Annotated in this window: 15 protein-coding genes and 2 pseudogenes; 6 read left to right on the forward strand and 11 right to left on the reverse strand. The window is 65.5% G+C overall.

Features of this window, described 5'->3' with window-relative positions; all coding sequences use genetic code 11:
- Positions 1 to 4 precede the first annotated feature (4 nt).
- Positions 5 to 589 (forward strand): PadR family transcriptional regulator, encoded by a 585-nt coding sequence (locus HCA58_RS16755; RefSeq protein ID WP_169598775.1) that lies wholly within the window; start codon positions 5 to 7, stop codon positions 587 to 589.
- A gap of 184 nt (positions 590 to 773) precedes the next feature.
- On the opposite strand, the gene ispG is transcribed toward HCA58_RS16755, so the two are convergent.
- From ispG to HCA58_RS16775, 4 genes are all read right to left on the reverse strand, one after another.
- The gene (gene ispG / locus HCA58_RS16760) at positions 774 to 1946 is read right to left on the reverse strand and encodes a flavodoxin-dependent (E)-4-hydroxy-3-methylbut-2-enyl-diphosphate synthase (RefSeq protein WP_169598776.1); all 1173 of its coding nucleotides are present in this window, start codon (positions 1944 to 1946) and stop codon (positions 774 to 776) included.
- A gap of 9 nt (positions 1947 to 1955) precedes the next feature.
- Complete coding sequence (locus HCA58_RS16765; protein ID WP_169598777.1) at positions 1956 to 3206, reverse strand: site-2 protease family protein; 1251 nt, start codon at positions 3204 to 3206, stop codon at positions 1956 to 1958.
- On the reverse strand, positions 3206 to 4417 hold the full coding sequence (gene dxr, locus HCA58_RS16770) for a 1-deoxy-D-xylulose-5-phosphate reductoisomerase (protein WP_169598778.1): 1212 nt from the start codon (positions 4415 to 4417) through the stop codon (positions 3206 to 3208). The genes HCA58_RS16765 and dxr overlap by 1 nt, the downstream gene beginning before the upstream one ends.
- Positions 4418 to 4579: 162 nt before the next feature.
- Positions 4580 to 5050, reverse strand: coding sequence for a hypothetical protein (locus tag HCA58_RS16775; RefSeq protein WP_169598779.1), 471 nt, complete (start codon positions 5048 to 5050; stop codon positions 4580 to 4582).
- Between the two features lie 433 nt (positions 5051 to 5483).
- Between HCA58_RS16775 and HCA58_RS16780 the strand changes: the two genes are divergently transcribed.
- Positions 5484 to 6224: a transposase gene (locus HCA58_RS16780; protein WP_240956365.1), complete on the forward strand. Its 741-nt coding sequence runs from the start codon at positions 5484 to 5486 to the stop codon at positions 6222 to 6224.
- A 939-nt stretch (positions 6225 to 7163) separates the two neighbouring features.
- On the opposite strand, the gene HCA58_RS16785 is transcribed toward HCA58_RS16780, so the two are convergent.
- The 4 genes from HCA58_RS16785 to HCA58_RS23605 all read right to left on the reverse strand — a co-directional run bounded on the left by HCA58_RS16785 (position 7164) and on the right by HCA58_RS23605 (position 10216).
- Positions 7164 to 7988, reverse strand: coding sequence for a transposase family protein (locus HCA58_RS16785; RefSeq protein ID WP_169598781.1), 825 nt, complete (start codon positions 7986 to 7988; stop codon positions 7164 to 7166).
- A gap of 790 nt (positions 7989 to 8778) precedes the next feature.
- A complete protein-coding gene (locus HCA58_RS16790; RefSeq protein ID WP_169598782.1) occupies positions 8779 to 9309 on the reverse strand; it encodes a transposase in 531 nt (176 codons plus the stop codon).
- Positions 9302 to 9952 carry a transposase gene (locus HCA58_RS16795; protein WP_346776017.1) on the reverse strand — a complete coding sequence of 217 codons (651 nt, stop codon included), beginning with the start codon at positions 9950 to 9952 and terminating at the stop codon, positions 9302 to 9304. The genes HCA58_RS16790 and HCA58_RS16795 overlap by 8 nt, the downstream gene beginning before the upstream one ends.
- A gap of 30 nt (positions 9953 to 9982) precedes the next feature.
- Positions 9983 to 10216 (reverse strand): DUF6444 domain-containing protein, encoded by a 234-nt coding sequence (locus HCA58_RS23605; RefSeq protein ID WP_346776018.1) that lies wholly within the window; start codon positions 10214 to 10216, stop codon positions 9983 to 9985.
- Positions 10217 to 10287: 71 nt separating this feature from the next.
- On the opposite strand from HCA58_RS23605, the gene HCA58_RS16805 reads away from it, so the two are divergent.
- The 3 genes and pseudogenes from HCA58_RS16805 (at position 10288) to HCA58_RS16815 (ending at position 12929) form a co-directional block, all read left to right on the forward strand.
- Positions 10288 to 10500 carry a hypothetical protein gene (locus HCA58_RS16805; protein WP_169598785.1) on the forward strand — a complete coding sequence of 71 codons (213 nt, stop codon included), beginning with the start codon at positions 10288 to 10290 and terminating at the stop codon, positions 10498 to 10500.
- Positions 10501 to 11844: 1344 nt separating this feature from the next.
- Positions 11845 to 11934: pseudogene (locus HCA58_RS23610) on the forward strand (DDE transposase family protein); the annotation flags it as partial.
- 20 nt (positions 11935 to 11954) lie between these two features.
- Positions 11955 to 12929: an ISAs1 family transposase gene (locus HCA58_RS16815; RefSeq protein WP_240956346.1), complete on the forward strand. Its 975-nt coding sequence runs from the start codon at positions 11955 to 11957 to the stop codon at positions 12927 to 12929.
- Between the two features lie 48 nt (positions 12930 to 12977).
- On the opposite strand, the gene HCA58_RS16820 is transcribed toward HCA58_RS16815, so the two are convergent.
- A complete protein-coding gene (locus HCA58_RS16820) occupies positions 12978 to 13421 on the reverse strand; it encodes a hypothetical protein (protein ID WP_169598787.1) in 444 nt (147 codons plus the stop codon).
- 1536 nt (positions 13422 to 14957) lie between these two features.
- The gene (locus tag HCA58_RS16825) at positions 14958 to 16154 is read right to left on the reverse strand and encodes a helix-turn-helix transcriptional regulator (RefSeq protein WP_169598788.1); all 1197 of its coding nucleotides are present in this window, start codon (positions 16152 to 16154) and stop codon (positions 14958 to 14960) included.
- Positions 16155 to 16329: 175 nt separating this feature from the next.
- Here HCA58_RS16825 and HCA58_RS16830 point away from each other — a divergent pair, with 175 nt between their 5' ends.
- Entirely contained in the window at positions 16330 to 16593 is a 264-nt protein-coding gene (locus HCA58_RS16830; RefSeq protein WP_169598789.1) for a flavin reductase, read from the forward strand.
- Positions 16594 to 16624: 31 nt separating this feature from the next.
- On the opposite strand, the pseudogene HCA58_RS16835 reads toward HCA58_RS16830, so the two are convergent.
- Positions 16625 to 16987, reverse strand: a pseudogene (locus tag HCA58_RS16835) (site-specific integrase); the annotation flags it as partial.
- Positions 16988 to 17113 lie beyond the last annotated feature (126 nt).

The raw sequence follows: 17113 nt of genomic DNA on the forward strand, positions 1-17113 counted from the left end.
ACGGATGAAGTTCCATCGACGCGGGCACACGCCGCGCGAGCGCCGGATGCGGGGATTCGGATTCCCGTCGTTCCCTGCCGGCCCCCCCTTCCCACCCGACGGGCACGGCTCCGGGCACGGTCGAGGCGGTGGGGGCCGGGCACGGGGACGCCGGCCGAACGTCCGCAACGCGGTACTGGCCCTGCTCACCGAGCGGCCGATGCACGGATACGAAATGATCCAGGAAATCGACTCCCGCACCGGCGGGAGCTGGCGACCCAGCCCCGGCTCGATCTACCCCACCCTCCAGTTGCTTGAGGACGAGGGCGTCATCGTCACCATCGAGGAGTCCGGCGGTGCCCGCAAGCGGTTCACGCTCACCGGGCAGGGCCACACCGAAGCCGAAGAGGCGGCCCACACACCCCCTTGGGCAGAGGTCGCCGAGGACACCATCAACAGTTGGCACGACACCCGTCACGCCGGCATGCAGGCCATGCAGGCATTGCGTCAGGTGATGAGGACAGGCACCGACGACCAGCGGGAACGGGCCGCCCAGGTGCTCGACGAGACCCGCCGCAAGCTGTACGCGATCCTCGCCGAGTCGGAGTGACACCCGTACGCGCCGAGGGCTGCCACCGGTAGCTGGCCGCCCTCGTGACATCTACCCGTGCACGGTGCCCGACCCGCGCCGATACCTGTCGCGCCGCCCTCCGTCCACGCGCAAGCGGCGAGCGCTGGTTGGTACCGGCGTTCGACGGGGAGCGCTGGCGGGTGCTGGGGTCGAGGTCGCGTCGTCAGTGCACGGTTACTGTGGCGCCAGGAAGCAGGTCGCGTAGTTCCTCGGGTAGCTCCGCACCCATCTCGTCGGCGAGCCGTAGCGCCTCCTCGATCAGGGTTTCCACGATCTGTGCCTCGGGTACTGTCTTGATGACCTGCCCCTTGACGAAGATCTGACCCTTACCGTTACCGGAGGCCACCCCCAGGTCTGCCTCGCGGGCTTCGCCGGGCCCGTTGACCACGCAGCCCATCACGGCTACCCGCAGCGGCACCGGCAGCCCTTCCAGGCCGGCGGTCACCTCCTCGGCAAGCTTGTAGACGTCGACCTGAGCCCGCCCGCAGGACGGGCAGGAGACGATTTCCAGGCCGCGTTCACGCAGCCCGAGCGACTCCAGGATCTGGTTTCCGACCTTGATTTCTTCGACCGGCGGCGCGGACAGCGACACCCGGATGGTGTCGCCGATCCCCTCGGCCAGGAGCGCCCCGAAGGCGACAGCGGATTTGATGGTGCCCTGGAACGCCGGCCCCGCCTCGGTCACCCCGAGGTGCAGCGGATAGTCGCACTGCTCGGCGAGCTGCCGGTACGCCCGGATCATCACCACCGGGTCGTTGTGCTTCACCGAGATCTTGATGTCTCGGAAGCCGTGCTCCTCGAACAGCGAACACTCCCATAGGGCTGACTCGACGAGCGCCTCTGCGGTCGCCTTGCCATACTTGGCCAGCAGCCGCTTGTCCAGGGAACCGGCGTTGACGCCGATCCGGATGGGCGTACCTGCGGCCGACGCCGCCCGAGCGATCTCGGCGACCTTGTCGTCGAACTGGCGGATGTTGCCCGGGTTCACCCGGACCGCCGCGCATCCCGCGTCGATCGCGGCGAAGACGTACTTCGGCTGGAAGTGGATGTCGGCGATCACCGGGATCTGCGACTTCTTCGCGATCGCCGGCAACGCCTCCACGTCGTCCTGGCTGGGTACGGCCACCCGGACGATCTGGCACCCGGACGCGGTCAACTCGGCGATCTGCTGCAGGGTGGCGTTGACGTCGGAGGTGAGGGTGGTCGTCATCGACTGCACCGACACGGGCGCGCCACCACCGACCGGCACGGACCCGACCATGATCTGGCGGCTGGACCGGCGGGGCGCGAGCTGTGGCGGCGGTGCGGCGGGCATACCGAGACTGACAGCGGTCACTTCAGGCACTCACTTTGGGAAGAGGGTGATCGGGTTGACCACGTCCGCGGTGATGGTGAGCAGGGTGAAGACACCACCGATCAGGATCACCACGTACGTGAAGGGCATCAGCTTGAAGTAGTCGACCCGGCCCGGGTCGGGCTTACGCAGCCGCGCGTACACCCAGGAACGGGCCCGTTCGAACCAGGCGATGGCGATGTGGCCGCCGTCCAGCGGCAGCAGTGGCAGCAGGTTGAACACCCCGATGAAGAAGTTCAACGAGATGAACAGCATGATGAACAGTTCCCAGGCGTCGTTGGCGACTGCCTCGCCGCCGAGGACGCTGGCACCGACCACGCTGATCGGGGTGTCGATGTCCCGCTCGCCGCCGGTGATGGCGGTCCACAGGGCGGGGATCTTCTCCGGCAGCCGCTGCAGGGCCTGCGCGGTGGCCACCGCCATGTCGCCGATGAAGGTGCTGGTCGCGCCGACTGCCTCCACCGGGCCGTAACTGACCAGGCCAGGGGTGGAGACGACCAGGCCGATGCCGAGGGCCGCGACGTCGCCGACCGGCCCGTTCGGGTCGTCGATCGGCGGGCGCTTGGTGGTCGCGAGAACCGTCTCGGCGGTACCGGTCTGACCGTCGCGTTCGTATCCGATCTGTGCGGTGCTGCCGGGGCTGACGGCTCGCAGGGTGGTGAGCAGGTCACCGTAGTTGGCGATCGGGGTGCCGTTGATCGACGTGATCCGGTCGCCGTTCAGCAGCCCGGCCGTGGCGGCGGGGCTCGGCGCGTCGCTTGTCACGCAGGCCCGGTAGGTGGTGTCGGGTAGCACGCAGTCCTGGAGGGCGATCACCGCCGGCTCGCTGCGGAACTGCTCTTCGGTGCTGGGAAAGTTGGGGTTGGGCAGGCCGAAGGTCATCGCGGCCAGCCAGGCGGCGAAGATCGCCAACCCGAAGTGGGTGACCGACCCGGCGGACATCACGATGGTGCGCTTCCACACCGGGTAACGCCACATGGCCCGCTTCTCGTCGCCGGGCTCGACGTCGTCGTCCTGCGGCGTCATGCCGACGATCTTGCAGAATCCACCGAGCGGGATGCCCTTGAGACCGTATTCGGTCTCGCCACGCTTGAACGACCAGAGGGTGGGGCCGAAGCCGACGAAATAGCGGGTGACCTTCATGCCGAAGGCCTTGGCGGTGAGCATGTGCCCGGCCTCGTGCAGGCTCACCGAGATGAGAATGCCGAGGGCGAACAGCACCACCCCGAACGCGAACGACATCAAGCTCCTTCCACCGCAGCAGCGATGATCTCCTGCGCGTGTGTGCGCGCCCACGACTCGGCTCCGAGTACGTCCTCGACGGTACCCGGTTCACCGAAGTCGGGAGCCTCCTCCAACACGCGCTGCAACGTGTCGACGATGCCGAGGAACGGCAGCCGCCCCGCGACGAACGCCGCAACGCACTCCTCATTCGCCGCGTTGTAGATCGCCGGCCGGCAGCGGCCCGCCTCCCCGGCCGCCTTCGCCAACGCCACGGCCGGGAACACCTCGTCGTCCAGCGGCGCGAACTCCCAGGTGTGCGCGGCGGTCCAGTCGACGGCGGCGGCGGCCTCGGGTACCCGCTCCGGCCAGCCCAGCCCGAGGGCGATCGGTAGCCGCATGTCGGGCGGGCTGGCCTGGGCCAACGTCGACCCGTCGACGAACTCGACCATCGAGTGGATCACCGACTGGGGGTGCACCATGACGGTGATGTCGGTGTACGGCACGTCGAACAGCTCGTGCGCCTCGATCACCTCAAGCGCCTTGTTGACCATGGTCGCCGAGTTGATCGTGACGACCGGCCCCATGTTCCAGGTCGGGTGGGCGAGCGCCTGCTCCGGCGTGACCGCCGTCAACTCGTCGCGCCGCCTACCCCGGAACGGCCCACCGCTGGCGGTCACCACCAGCCGGCTTACCTCCCCCCGGGTGCCGCCGCGCAGGCACTGCGCCAGCGCCGAGTGCTCCGAATCGACAGGGACGATCTGCTCCGGCCGCGTCACCGCGCCCTTGACCAGCGAGCCGCCAGCCACCAGCGACTCCTTGTTGGCAAGCGCGAGCGTACGCCCGGCGCGCAGCGCCGCCAGCGTCGGCGCCAGCCCGAGCGACCCCACCACCCCGTTGAGTACGACGTCGCACGGCCACTGCGCCAGTTCGGTCATCGCCTCCGGCCCGGCCACGATCTTGGGAAGCTTGAACTCGCCGCTGGCCCAGCCCCGCCGGCTCGCCTCGGCGTAGAACGCCAGCTGAAGGTCCTGCGCGGCGGACGCCTTCGCCACCCCGACCGCCTCGACACCGAGTTCGAGCGCCTGAGCGGCGAGCAGCCCGATGTTGCCGCCACCGGCACCGAGCGCCACCACCCGGAACCGGCCCGGGTTGCGCCGCACGATGTCGATGGCCTGCGTACCGATCGACCCGGTACAACCCAGCAGCACAAGATCACGGGGGGACGTCACGCGCCCATTGTTACGCACTGCCGCTGAGCGCAAGGCAGGGCACCTTGTCGACGCCTCCGGCAGCGGAGGGGGCCCTTCCTGATGTGAGGGGTGCAGCTCGGGGGCGTCGGACCGGACACCTGGTAGCTGAACGGTCTTGACGCGAGCCCCCCCGAACCGCTCTCAGCGGAGACAGAACAGCACGTTGATGTAGTCGGAGCGCTTCGCCCAGTTCGAGTAGTGGTAGTCGGCGAAGGTAGGGGCCTCCTTCGCACACAGCGCGTCGGCCTGATTCTCGTCGTCGATGACCTGTTCCAGCCTGGCCACCACCTGCTGCGTCCCAGGGCCGCATGTGGCGAGCTCGTACACCGGGCTCTCCGGATCGGCCACGTTGCGCACGCAATCCGCGACCTGTATGAGCCGCTCGTCCCCGTTGGCCCGTAAGCCGCTGGTGGTAGGCGTCGCGGGCGAGCTGGCTGTGAAGCTCTCGCTGACCGCAGGCGCGGGCTGCGGAGCGACGCGCTCAGCCACCTCGAACACCCCCACGACGATGGTGGCGGTCGCGGCCACAGCACCAAGGATTTTCCCGGCCATGAAGAGCAACCGCAGGAAGGGCCGCCGCGGACCAAGCCGCGTTCCGGTCTCGTCTTCCATCACATTCCTCCGGCAGACAACCATTGCCAGCGCAGGCTGGGATCTGTCGGGACCCAACATAGGCCGGCACAAAGTAATCTTGGTGCGGGGAAGAAGACGTGGGAGCAGGGGCCGAACGGCGCCACAAAACGGACGCCGACATCATCCGTGCAGGTCAACCGCGATTCGGCCGAAGATCGTCGCCGCACTTCCCGCCGCCAGTGTCGCAACAATTGTCGGCATTCCGACCAACGGGACCGCGGCATCGAGAAGTCACACATCTACACTCATGACGGCTCTTCGAAGTTGATGGGGGTCGGTTGACGCGTGACCTGCTGTGGGTGGGCGGCGGCCGGCGTTGCGGTGGTGTAAGCGCCGCTGGCGCTGTGACGAGCCTGCCTGTGCGCGGGGGTCGTTCACCGAGGCGGTGCCCGTTGCGCCGGCCCGCAAGCGGATGACAGGCCGGCTGCCAAGCGACTGGCGCGGCGGTCGCCGACGGCGGACGCACGGTCGTGCAGTCGGCCCGGGATCACGACCTGTCGTGGCCGGTCGTCGCCGCCGCGTTCGCGGCGCACGCGGCGGCGGTGCTGCCCATGCAGCCGCAACCTGTCGAGGTGCTGGGCATCCACGAGATCCGCCGGGGCCGGCCGAAGTTCGTCCTCGACGAGGCCACCGGCGCCTGGCAGAGCACCGTCGACCGCTGGCACGTCAGCTTCGTGGATCTGTCGGGCGGGCAGGGACTGCTCGGGCAGGTCGAGGGCACCGCGAAGGTCGTGGCCGACTGGCTGCTGGCCCGCCCGCCAGCGTGCGTGATCAGGTCCGCTACGTCGCGATCGACATGTACACGATCTTCAAGTCCGCCATCCAGCGGGTCCTACCGCACGCCCAGCTGGTCGTCAACCACTTCGACCTCGTCCAGCTGGCCAACGCCTGCGTCACCGAGGTCCGCCGCCGAGTCACCTTGCAGCACCGGGGCCGACGCGGCCGCAAAGGCAACCGCGAATGGGAACTCCGCAACCGGCTGACCCGATCCGCCGCCCGGATGCGCGCCGAACACGTCGCCGACCGGCGGGAACGAGGGTTAAGCGAAGATATCAGGAAGTCGGAATTTCAGACGGACGAAGTGTCAGAGTGGGCTGCCGACCCGGGTCCGCTGCCAACACGACGGCCCTCCTCACTTCGCCGATATGCTTAGCCGTTTCCTCGATCGTGAAACGGCCATCAGTAACGCGAGGAGGGTTGACGTGACCGTAGGCGCCCTGCGCAGTCATTTCGACACCTACACCGAAAGCATGAACGCACAGTATCCGGACCTCAACCATACGTCCGACCAGCTCATTGCCCACCTGACCCCACTGCGACAGGGGGAGGTCATGAATGTCTCGGCTTTCTACCACGGCGCCCACAACTTCTCCCTATTCAGCGTCAGACGGTTGAAGAGGCCAATCTTCCCATGCGGGATTTCCCATTCCAAACTAGGGCCTCCTTCATACTCGAGCCCTATACCGAAGTGCTCCTCGAACTCTGAACGCTTGAACGTGAAATTCGTATAGTAGTCCTCGTGCGTACCGACTGAGTAATCGGCGTACTTCTGCGCCACGCCTTCATCCCCAACATAGGCGCGACCGTTGCCACCCGCGTGCCGAGCAGGGTTAAGTCCGTTAGCAAGTTCATCGGCCCCATTCCCCTTCTGCGCAGCCCGATAAACATGAATCAGGTCATCTGAATTGCCCGATCCGCAGTTGTGGACAAGTACCGGCATTGTGCCGGCTAACACATAGTACGTGTGGGATTTTCACCCCGTCACGCCGTGTAACCTATGTTTCTTGACCTCTCACCTGGCCTTCCGTGGAGAGCGCCACCCCTCCTAGTCGAAGGTTATCAATGTTGACGGCGACGGTGACGGCAACCTGGAGAGATAGCCGCGACCGGCGGCGACCAAAGCATCGACGAGCTGACCGACCAGCAGCCCGAGCGCCAGCCGGAGCCGAAACGATCCCCTCACGGAGCGGACCAGGCGGGTGGTTCTGGGGATCGACGCCGCACCGCTGCGCGGAGCGCAACCAAATGACTTACGCGGCCGGACAGCAACACTGCCATCAATGATTGTGCATGTGCATACATTGAAGTGATCTCAACGACTTTCTGGTAGGTATTTGTACTCGAAGTGGGTCAGGTGTAATGCGGCGGCGACGATGTCGCCGATTCGGCGTGGGCTGATGTTTGTATGGCGTAGCGTTTTCCAGCGTCCGATCAGGATGGCGAAGCCGCGTTCGCCTTGCCATCGCAGGCCGCGGAGCAGTCGGTTGTAGGCGCGGTTGTCGGGTGCGAGGCGGCTGCTGTCGGTGGGCTGCTTGATCGGGGTCTTGATGCCGTGGCCTGTGCTTTCGTAGCCGGAGTCGGCCAGGGCGGGTAGGTCGAGTTCGGCGGCGGACCAGTTCAGGGCGGCGGTGATCCCGAGGTCGCGGGCGCAGCTGGTGTCGTGTAGATGTCCGGGCATCGCTTCCGAGGTCCAGATCGGCAGCCCGTCTGGGCGCATGATCGCTTGGATGTTCGCGCCGACGTCGCGGTGTTTTCCGGAGTACCAGGCGTCGATGACCTCGCCCTTGACGCTCGTGGTGGTTTCGGTGAGCCGGTCGCAGTCGAACAGTTTGCCGTCGAGGATCACGTGGGACCAGCCGTCGGCGGCGGCCCGACGCAGAGCGGTGTGCAGGTCGGCCGCCTGGGCGGCGAGCACCGTGATGCCCTCGTCGCGGTAGCGGTACGCCGTCGCCCGGGAGATACCGAAGCCGGCTGCCAGCAAGGTCATGTCCTCACCCTTGCGGAACCACACGAGCACCATCAGGGCCTGGTAGAAGCAGGTCAACGCCCGAGTGCCACGGCGAGTCCCGCAAGCCCGGCGCTGTACGTACAGCAGCCGCGCGAGATGCTGCACGAGTTCCCTCGGGACGTCGACCATGGCACGATAGGCAATCACGTGGAGCCCTCTCGAAGACGTGGATCTGTCGCAAGGACATGTCTATCGATGGCTCCACGCCTGTCTCCACCACCGCCCGACTCGCCGCCTTCGCCCGTGTCGCGCCAATCAACCCATATGCGTTACTGAGATCACCTCATTGTACGCATCCGACATCAATCTTGACCGCAACCCAGCCGGACAGCCACGCCCCCAGGCGCACTCCAAAGCACCTTGACTACGTTGCGCGACAATCGAATCACCGAGCAGAAATGGCAGGCCAAGCCACAGACAGGGGCAGAACAAAGCGGGCACCGGTGTGTTCCGATGCCCGCTTTGCATTTACGCCGTAACGACCACCGAGCAAGCTAGCTTAAAATCCAGCGCGCGTGAATGAATGACCTCCTCGGTCATGCTAAACCTAGAGGTTAGGCCTTGGCTCGCGCGTCACTCCAAGCACGCTCGAACTCCTCTGAGGTTATCAGCTCAGCTCGACAGTCGGACTGGCTCGAAATTTCCTCAACCGACGGAAAGGGAACCTCCGAGAGGCCAACCTTCGCCGTCTCATGATGCCCGTCGGCCCACTCGGACCTTCCGCCGCGATAGAGCTAAACCTTACGAACCTCGTAGCCATCCTCGCCGAGTTCGCTGAGGTAGAGCACAGGATCATCGGGCAAGTCATGCTCCCACAGAACCTTGATGTACCTCATCCCTAATTCCTCCCAGAGCGGACGATGCGCCCAGTCAGATCTAGCGGCTCACTGTTCGGGACCACGAAGAGTAACTGTTCAGGTTATGCGGTGGTTGGGGGCATCCATGGGTTGCCGAGGAGTGCGTTGTGGAGTTCGGTAGCCGTGCGGAGGTCGTTCTTCCGGATGGTTGAGATGTAGCCACGGATGGCCAGGAAGGTTTGAGTGCCTTGAAGTGTGCGGAAGCCGCCGCTGACTCGGGTCTTGGACTTGACCATCCGGACGGCTTGTTCGGCGACGTTGTTGGAGAACCTGGCGGTGAAGTCGGCGGCGAACCGTAGGAACTCGGTTTTACGTGCTTGTAGTCGTAACGCCAGGTTGCGGGTTGGTGTCTGTCTGCCGGGTCGGGCGGGGTGGACGGCCAGGGCTCGGTCGACGACGTGGTCGTAGCGTGTGGACAGGTCGTCGTACGTGAACGCGGGCAGGCCGGTGTGGCCTCGATCGCGCCAGTGGGCCACCCGGCGGTGGGTGTTGCCGAGCAGGGTGACCAGGTCCTCGGCCCAGCCGTCGGCACGCGTGTGTGGGTCGAACTCGCCGATCCCGGTCGCCTCACGCGGGATGTGCGCGTTACACAAAGGTGTGCGTGCAGGTGGTGAAGCCGTCGTAGCCGCTGTATGCGTCGTGCACGGCGACGCCGGTGAAGCGGGGCAGGATCCCGAACGCGGTCATCGACAAGGCCGCCCGTCCGTGCTCGTCGATGTGATACGCGGTCAACCGGCCGGTCGCGGCCGCGTGCAGCCAGTGGTTACGCCCGGCGACCCGGGTCACCGTCTCGTCGAAATACGCCACCGGTGCGGCGGCGATCGCGTCGCGGATCGCCTCGTTGGCCGGCGCGACGGCCACGGCCATCCGGGCACAGGCAGTCGTGACCCAGCCGGTAGAGACCTCGATCCCGGCCAGATCAGCGAGGACCTCCACGACTCGGGCGACCGGGACGTGGTGCTGCGCCGCCAGGTAGGCGGCCAGCATCGTGACCGTCGGCCCGTACACCGCCGACGCCGAAACGCCCGGCGGCGCGACCGCGCGGGTCCGCGCACCGCAGCCCGAACAGGGCAACTGGTGCAGCAGATGCGCGGTGACCCGCACCCGGACCTCGGGCACGTCGAAGACCTGCCGCACGACCGGATCACCCGCCGGCCCCGCCATCGGATCGAGGCCGCCGCCGCAGCTGCCGCACTCCGGCGGGTAATGATCGACTTCGGCGTCCGCGACCGGCACCTGCGACAACGCCGTACCCGCGCTACCCGGCTACTTACCAGGCTTGCGGCCACTACGGGTCCGCGTCGAGGTCGCCGGTGGCTTGTCCAACCCCTCCGACGACGACGGCATGCTGGAGTTCTTCGAGGTCAACCCCAACCGGCGCCGCAACTCGGCGTTCTCCGCCCGCAACGCCTCGTTCTCCGCGACCAGCCGCGTGTTGTCCGCTTCAAGCACACCGATCCGGGCCGAAAGCTCGTCCAGCCGCGCCGTCAGCCCGACCACAGCGGCGGCGAGTTCGTCATACGACGGAAGCTCACCACCCCGGCCCGACACCACCCCAAGATCATCCCATAGTGGACGTCAACCCGGATCAGCAGGCCCAGGCCACCAAACTCAAGCCACCTGAACAGTTACATCCCGAGGACCTCCATGAGGATCTGTCCACCGGCCTCGATCACGACGTCGAGGAGCTTCTTTTCCGTGACCTGCTTGGCCTTGCGGACCTCGTCGTCACTGGGTCCGCTGGGCGTCTTGCCACCATGCCACTACTGCAACATCGAATTTGACAAGTGGGGGCAGCTTCGCCCCCACTTGTCAAATTCGATGTTGCGCTGCTCAGCTGCTGGAGGGTCGGTTCAGCCATGCCTTTATCAGGCATGCGGCGAGCCAATGACCCCTGGCGCTGGCGTATTCTTCTGCGCTAGCGCCGTGGCCGCCGTCGGACCGCAGGGTGGGATCGGCCCCTCTCGCCAAGAGGAAAGCGGTTGTATCTAAATGCAAGGGCTCTCCTGTCTGGGTGTGACCGTCGATCTCGACATCGATTGCGAGCTGCAGCAGAGTTAGGCCGTCAACTTCGGAGTCGATATCGGCACCCCGATCCAATAGCTCTGCTAATAGGACGAGATCTTCTTGCTCTACTGCCTGATGAGCTTGCCTAGTGAGCATGTGCCACCCTCAGCCGGTAGTTACCGTTACCCGGATTCCTGGGAACATTCTACTGAACTGAGATATGACACTTCCGCAAGAGTCGCAAACCGGGAACTCGGTATGAAGATTGACGCTTCCCGAGATTGAACTCGACGACGGACCGAGGTCGTTTGCCAGTTGGTTAAGAATCTTAAACTCCGTGTCGAAAAAGCGGTTATTATTCCCGCCGCGGACAACCTGCGGAATTAGACGCTGCGGATTTCCCGGTTCGCCAACATTGGCCACGGTCCCGCGGCGCGTTGCACCACCACTGACTGACTTCATAAGGATGGGGCTACTGCCATTAATGGAAACCTCTCCCGCCGCGATGTTCCGCTTCTTCGAAACAGTGCCACTGGCGCGGAGATCGCCCACGGCACTCTTGGCCGCGCCGCAGTTGTGTACGAGTACGGGCGCGTCACCGGCTACCACATAGTACGTGTGGACTCAGCAACGATGTCACGCCAGGTAATGGCGGGTCTCACCTGCGCGTTCATTTGCGGCTGACTCCACCGAACATCATCGGTGTCGCTGGTGACAGCAGCCATGACAGCAACACCCACGCACGCCGGAACGTACGGCGAACCTGATGTTCCAGATCATCACCGCTGGAGAGGCGACGAGCCAGCCGGGAACTCCGCGTCGTCAGGGCGCCGGCGAGACATCCGCGCCAGGGGCGCAACCCTGCCTCGAAGGGCAGGGCTCCGGCAAGGTAGCGATATGGCCGTTGTGGGCGTTTGGGTGTAGACGCTCCGGATCATGGTGGTATAGAGGCGGGCGCGGCCTTTCGATGATCATCCAGGTGTCGAGTCTGGGAAGATCAAAGAGGACCACGCCCGTTGGGATCATCATCGCTGATTGACGTTGTGACCGTGCACGCGGACCGCCTGGACGAGCCGGTGCCGGTCGGGCGCCGGTCGAGCCTGGTCGGGGCATTGGCGGCAGTGCCGGACCGGCGAGACCCTCGCGGTGTCGTCCATGCGCTGCCCGGAGTCCTGGCCACACTCGTCGCGGCGGTACTGACCGGTGCCCGCTCCGTAACGGCGGTCGCGGAATGGGCCGACGACGCGCCGCAGCAGGTTCTCGCCGAGCTGGGCGTGTTCCGGGATCCGTTCACGGCCGGTTCCGGGCTCCGGACGAGTCCACGTTCCGGCGGATTTTGGCCGGGATCGACGCCGACGCCCTGGACGACACAGTCGGCCGGTGGATCCTCGCGTCCCGGCCGCCAGCGGGCGGTGGACGGCAGGTGTACAGCGTGGACGGCAAAACCTTGCGGGGCAGCGGCCCGGCCGGCAGTCAGGTGCATCTCCTGGCAGTGCTGGATCAGCACACAGGGGCGGTCCTCGGCCAAGTCGATGTGGCCGGCAAGACCAACGAGTTGACCCGCTTCCAGCCGCTGCTGACCCCGCTCGACCTGACCGCGGTGGTCGTCACCGCAGACGCTCTGCACACCCAGCGTGAGCACGCCCGCTGGCTGGTCGACGACAAGAAGGCCGGCTATCTGTTCACCGTGAAGAAGAACCAGCCGCGTCTGTACCACCAGCTCAAAACGCTGCCCTGGGCGAAAATCCCGACCCAGGACGAGACCAGCACCCGCGGGCACGGCCGCTACGACATCCGCCGCCTGCAAGCAGTCACCTGCACCCCAGCCCTCGCCCTGGATTTCCCGCACGCCGTGCAAGCGCTACGAATCCGCCGCCGACGGATGAACCTGGCCACCGGCCGCTGGTCCACCGTCACCGTCTACGCGATCACCAACCTGACCACCACCCAGGCCAGCCCCGCCGACCTCGCCGACTGGCTACGCGGACACTGGGCCATCGAAACCCTGCACCACATCAGAGACACCACCTACGCCGAGGACGCCAGCCGCATCCGCACCGGCAACGCGCCACGCGTCATGGCCACCCTGCGCAACACAGCGATCAGCCTGCTCCGACTGACCGGCACCACCACAACCATCGCCGCAGCCCTACGCCACAACAGCCGAAACCCCTACCGGCCACTCCAACTACTCGGAATCACCTGAAACGGTCAAACAACTACCTTGCCGGAGCCCTGGCCGGAGCCCTGCCGACTACTCCGCGCAATCGCCACAATTAACGATCAACTCGTCGCCACGAACTTCGGCCCTCAAGGTCGCAGACCCGCATACAAGCTCAATACCAACGACCTTTCCTGAGGCCGTCAACAAATTCACGTCTCCAATCTGTACGCCGATCAGCCTGCCGAAACTGGGATCACTGGATACGTCGAAGGCCGTCCATTTACCCGACTCAGCTACAAACGCTCGATTCTCGGGGCTGAGCGGTTCAATGAACGGATCAACCCATTCACCTACCGCAAACCGAAGGGATTCTCCATCAGCGCCAGATTCAAATCGGAAAACGACGCCGTTGTCCAGCGAAACCTCTACAGGCCCCTCATTGGATTCGCGGAGCCCTCCTGGCGAGACGTAGTTGATGCGTCTGACACGCACAACTGCGCTGCTCAGGAAGCCCACCAGAAGCTCGTCAGACATCAATGCCGCCCTCCAGATCCGCCCTGTAACCCATCAGCCGGGACACGCACACGGCCTCGGTGTTCCGTTGGCGAACCACGTGCTGGTATTTCCGCCGGGATACATACTTACGAAGGTTCCATCTGTCTTCGTGATAAGTAAGTCATTGCCGTTCCGATACATGATATTGTCTGGGCCGTCTTTCATGATCGGCCCGATCCTCACCTGCTCTACAGGATCAAGACGGCCCGGCCATCGCCGAGCCGCGCGCACGCGCTACGGCCTACGGCCCCGCGCGCACGCCCAGCATCAGCCAGCCATCCGAACGACAGGTGGGCGGCCAAACGATCGCGGCCGTGACGATCGCAGGACGGGATTGCTTCAACGCGCCGGCTGCCGTCAATCGGCGCAGCTACCCTGGCCGCCACCAGGCGACGTCTGCCAACTCCGAACCTCCAGAAGGCATTGATATCTGCCTATACACAGGGTGTGCTTGACGGCAACCGTGACGGCAACGCGCTCGCACCATGGCGCCCTTGCACGCACTTGGTGGCCCCGCCCTCACTTAACGTAGCTAAAGGCGGGACCGGACAAATGGCTTCAGATGAGATCAGGTGCCACAGGCCCTTCGAGATCAAAAACTGGTACTTGGCGCTCATCTTCGCGGCGCCACACTGAGAATATCCACTCTCCGTAGGGGTAGTCACTAACAATTTCGAAGATGCGTCCGCTTCGGGTTCTCAAACTTAGATCGAGCCCAACATCGCGAGACGACGCGCTTACTTGAACAATCTCTTCTCCAATCAAACCATCGAGATCGTGAGCCTTCGCGGCGTCCCCTGAAGTCGACGGAAACATTGCAGCGATCCCAGTTGTAGAAACACACCAGTTTGTGTTAACGCGTAGACGCCATTGGTTCCCGCTGAGACAGACGCCATCGACATCTGCCTCGACAGCAGCGACTGTGAGCGGGAGAAACGCCCTGATTTCCTCTAGCCACGGAAACACTACGGCTCCAACTCAATATGCGTCCGAGATCTGACATATTGCTTCGGATTCACGCCCCTCGGCGGCTGCACCGGCCTGCCAGTAAAGGGACTCACCGGCGCGTCGGCACCGTTGGTAAACGAGGCTCGAAGCCCCGCATTTCCGTTGGCTGACGGCTGCATAATGCGGATCCTGCTGCCGTCCGGCAATTGGAAGCCCGTACCTGCTGAACGGGTGGGGAAAGCGCTGAATCCAGCCTCTCCCGCGTCGACCGCCGCCTGCAATCCTGACTCCAGCCGCGAAGCGCTTGTGGGCACTACGGTCCCGCTTGCGTCTGCCACGAACGTGGCACCACCGCAGTTGTGAACCAACACCGGCGTGGTGCCGGCGAGCACATAGTACGTGTGGCGTTGCTACGGCGGCTGCGGCGATGTCATGGCGTCGATCTTGGCAGGGAGCTGGGCTTTCGCTCAACTGCCCGTCGGCAGTTCATCGATTGTTGGCGATTTTGACAGCAGCCATGACAGCAACGTGGGCGCACGCCGGGCTGAGCGAGCCATCGGCCGGGGCCTACTCGGTCGGTCGTCTGGTGCTGTTGACGGGCTTCTTCTTCTGTGTGCGGCGGTCGATGAGGCGATCCACGGCGGCGATGCGGCGGTGGAGGCGTGTGGAGCCGGCGTCGATGGCGGTGGTGTCGATGCGGGCGAGGACCTCACGGGCGGCGTCGAGGTCGCCGGCTCTGGCGTGGCCTTCGGCGAGCCAGGTTTGGTAGAGGGCGACTTCGCGGGCGTGATCGTGGTTGTAGCCGGCGAGTGCTCGGGTGAGGAGGGGTTCGGCGGAGGTTGGGGTGCCGAGTTCGATGAGGCAGCGGGCGGCCATGACGTCGATCTCGGTCCGGTTGAGCCAGTAGACCCATTCGGGTTCGGCGATGCCGTCGGTGCGCTGGTCGTAGGCGTCGTTGACGGCGTCGAGGGTGCGGCGGGTGGTGTCGGTGTCGCGTAGGCGGGCTGCGGCCCAGGCGAGGCGTTCCAACAGCAGCGCCCGGACGAGTGGACTGGCGTGGGGTGCGCCGGTGACGGCGGAGCGGGCGATGAGCAGCGCGTCTTCGCGTTTGCCGATGTTGGTGATCTGGTAGGCGAGGCTGGAGAGAAGTTGCGCGCCCAGTGCCCGGTCTCCTGCCGATTCGGCGGCGGTGACGCCGGACAGGTAGAGCCGTTGGGCGTCCTGGTAGCGGCCGGCGTCGCTGGCGACCCAGCCAGCGAGTTGGGCCAGTTCACCGATCACGGTGTACAGCCGCTTGCCGAGTACGTCGGTGTAGGAGGCGGTGCGGGCGAGGTGTTCGGCCTGGTCGAGTTCGGTGCGGATGACGGGAAGCAGGGTACGGCTGCCGACGGTGTCGTCCAGGTGCCGAAGTTCGATCAGCCGGGATTCCAGCGATGCGACGAGCCCGGTGCCGATACGACGACCGGCACGTAGCTGCCGAGGGACAGGTGGGCCGCCGATGAGCCATTCATGGGTGAGCCGGACCGGGTCTGCTGGGGTGCCGATCGGCACGCCGAGGGCGTGTTCGTAGCGTTCGACGACGTCGGGGGTGGCGGGGCGGCGGCCGGTTTCGACGAGGCCGAGGTAGGGCTTACTGAAGTGCGTGAGCGCGGCCATGCCGGCGAGGCTGTGCCCGGCGGCCTCGCGGGCGGCCCGCAGCTTCGCGCCGCAGTCGGCGGTGTCGGGTGTAGACGGGGGAAGACCCTCGCCTGCTTCCATGGTCATCTCTCTCCCCTGATCCTGGTGGCAGGCCCAGCGGGGACGTGCATCGAGTCCGGACCTGGCTGGTGCTGTTCCGGGAGGGCCGGGACCGGTTACGAAGATCGGCATTCTTCATACCCGGGTGCGTGCCCGGCCCTCCCACCGTAGACCACCGACGTGCCCGGAGGGTTGAGCAGCGATGTCGATGCACCTGCCGGTTCGCCCGGCCTGGACCTGCGCGGGGTGTGGGCAGGCGTGGCCGTGTCTCACCCGCAAGCGGCAACTGTTGGCCGAGTTCGCCGGGGCGCGGGTGTCGCTGATGCTCTACCTGTCCCGGTTCTTCGTCGAAGCGTGCGTGGACATGCCCGCCACCACGTCAGGATCGTTGTACCGGCGGTTCTTCACTTGGCCCTACGAGCCGACCGACGGCAGCCGGCATGAGAGCGCCCCGCCGGGACGGTGATCCCAGCGGGGCGTTCTGTCGGTGGTCGGGTTCAGTCGCCGGAGACGGTGTCGTCGTCGGGCTGGTCGGGTTGCAGCGCCTGGTCCATGGATTCGATGGCGTGGCGTTGCAGGCGGAGCCGGACGTGGGAGTAGATGTCGGCGGTGGTGTGGACCTGTGCGTGGCCGAGCAGGTCCTTGATCGTCACCAGGTCCACGCCCTGTTCGAGTAGCAGCGTGGCACAGGTGTGCCGGAGATCGTGGAAGCGGATGTAGCGGACGTCGGCGAGTTCGCAGATGGCCTGGTGGTGGCGGTGGACCGCGGCCGGGTCCATCGGCCCGCCGGTGCTGGTGGTGAACACGAGCCCTGTTTCGGCCCACCCGTCGGCGGCCTCACGTCGGTCGATGTCCTGCCGGGTGTGGGTCTGTCAAGTTAACGGCTGATCTTGGTTGTTGAGGTGGTCAGTCGTTGGCCGGGGTGAGTCGGCCCTCGAAGGCGACCTGGAAGGCGTTCAGGGGTGCCTTCCAGCGCATGGTCCATC

Origin of the sequence: Micromonospora sp. HNM0581, from assembly GCF_012726175.1 — a bacterium.
GTDB lineage: Bacteria > Actinomycetota > Actinomycetes > Mycobacteriales > Micromonosporaceae > Micromonospora.

What these genes read in the sequence shown, in the direction of transcription:
- HCA58_RS16765 (WP_169598777.1), bottom strand. Translation starts at nt 3,206, where the DNA reads ATGTCGTTCGCGTTCGGGGTGGTGCTGTTCGCCCTCGGCATTCTCATC.
- HCA58_RS16830 (WP_169598789.1), top strand. Translation starts at nt 16,330, where the DNA reads ATGTCGATGCACCTGCCGGTTCGCCCGGCCTGGACCTGCGCGGGGTGT.
- HCA58_RS16785 (WP_169598781.1), bottom strand. Translation starts at nt 7,988, where the DNA reads ATGGTCGACGTCCCGAGGGAACTCGTGCAGCATCTCGCGCGGCTGCTG.
- HCA58_RS16755 (WP_169598775.1), top strand. Translation starts at nt 5, where the DNA reads ATGAAGTTCCATCGACGCGGGCACACGCCGCGCGAGCGCCGGATGCGG.
- HCA58_RS16815 (WP_240956346.1), top strand. Translation starts at nt 11,955, where the DNA reads ATGGGCCGACGACGCGCCGCAGCAGGTTCTCGCCGAGCTGGGCGTGTT.
- HCA58_RS16820 (WP_169598787.1), bottom strand. Translation starts at nt 13,421, where the DNA reads ATGTCTGACGAGCTTCTGGTGGGCTTCCTGAGCAGCGCAGTTGTGCGT.
- HCA58_RS16775 (WP_169598779.1), bottom strand. Translation starts at nt 5,050, where the DNA reads ATGGAAGACGAGACCGGAACGCGGCTTGGTCCGCGGCGGCCCTTCCTG.
- HCA58_RS16780 (WP_240956365.1), top strand. Translation starts at nt 5,484, where the DNA reads ATGACAGGCCGGCTGCCAAGCGACTGGCGCGGCGGTCGCCGACGGCGG.
- HCA58_RS16825 (WP_169598788.1), bottom strand. Translation starts at nt 16,154, where the DNA reads ATGACCATGGAAGCAGGCGAGGGTCTTCCCCCGTCTACACCCGACACC.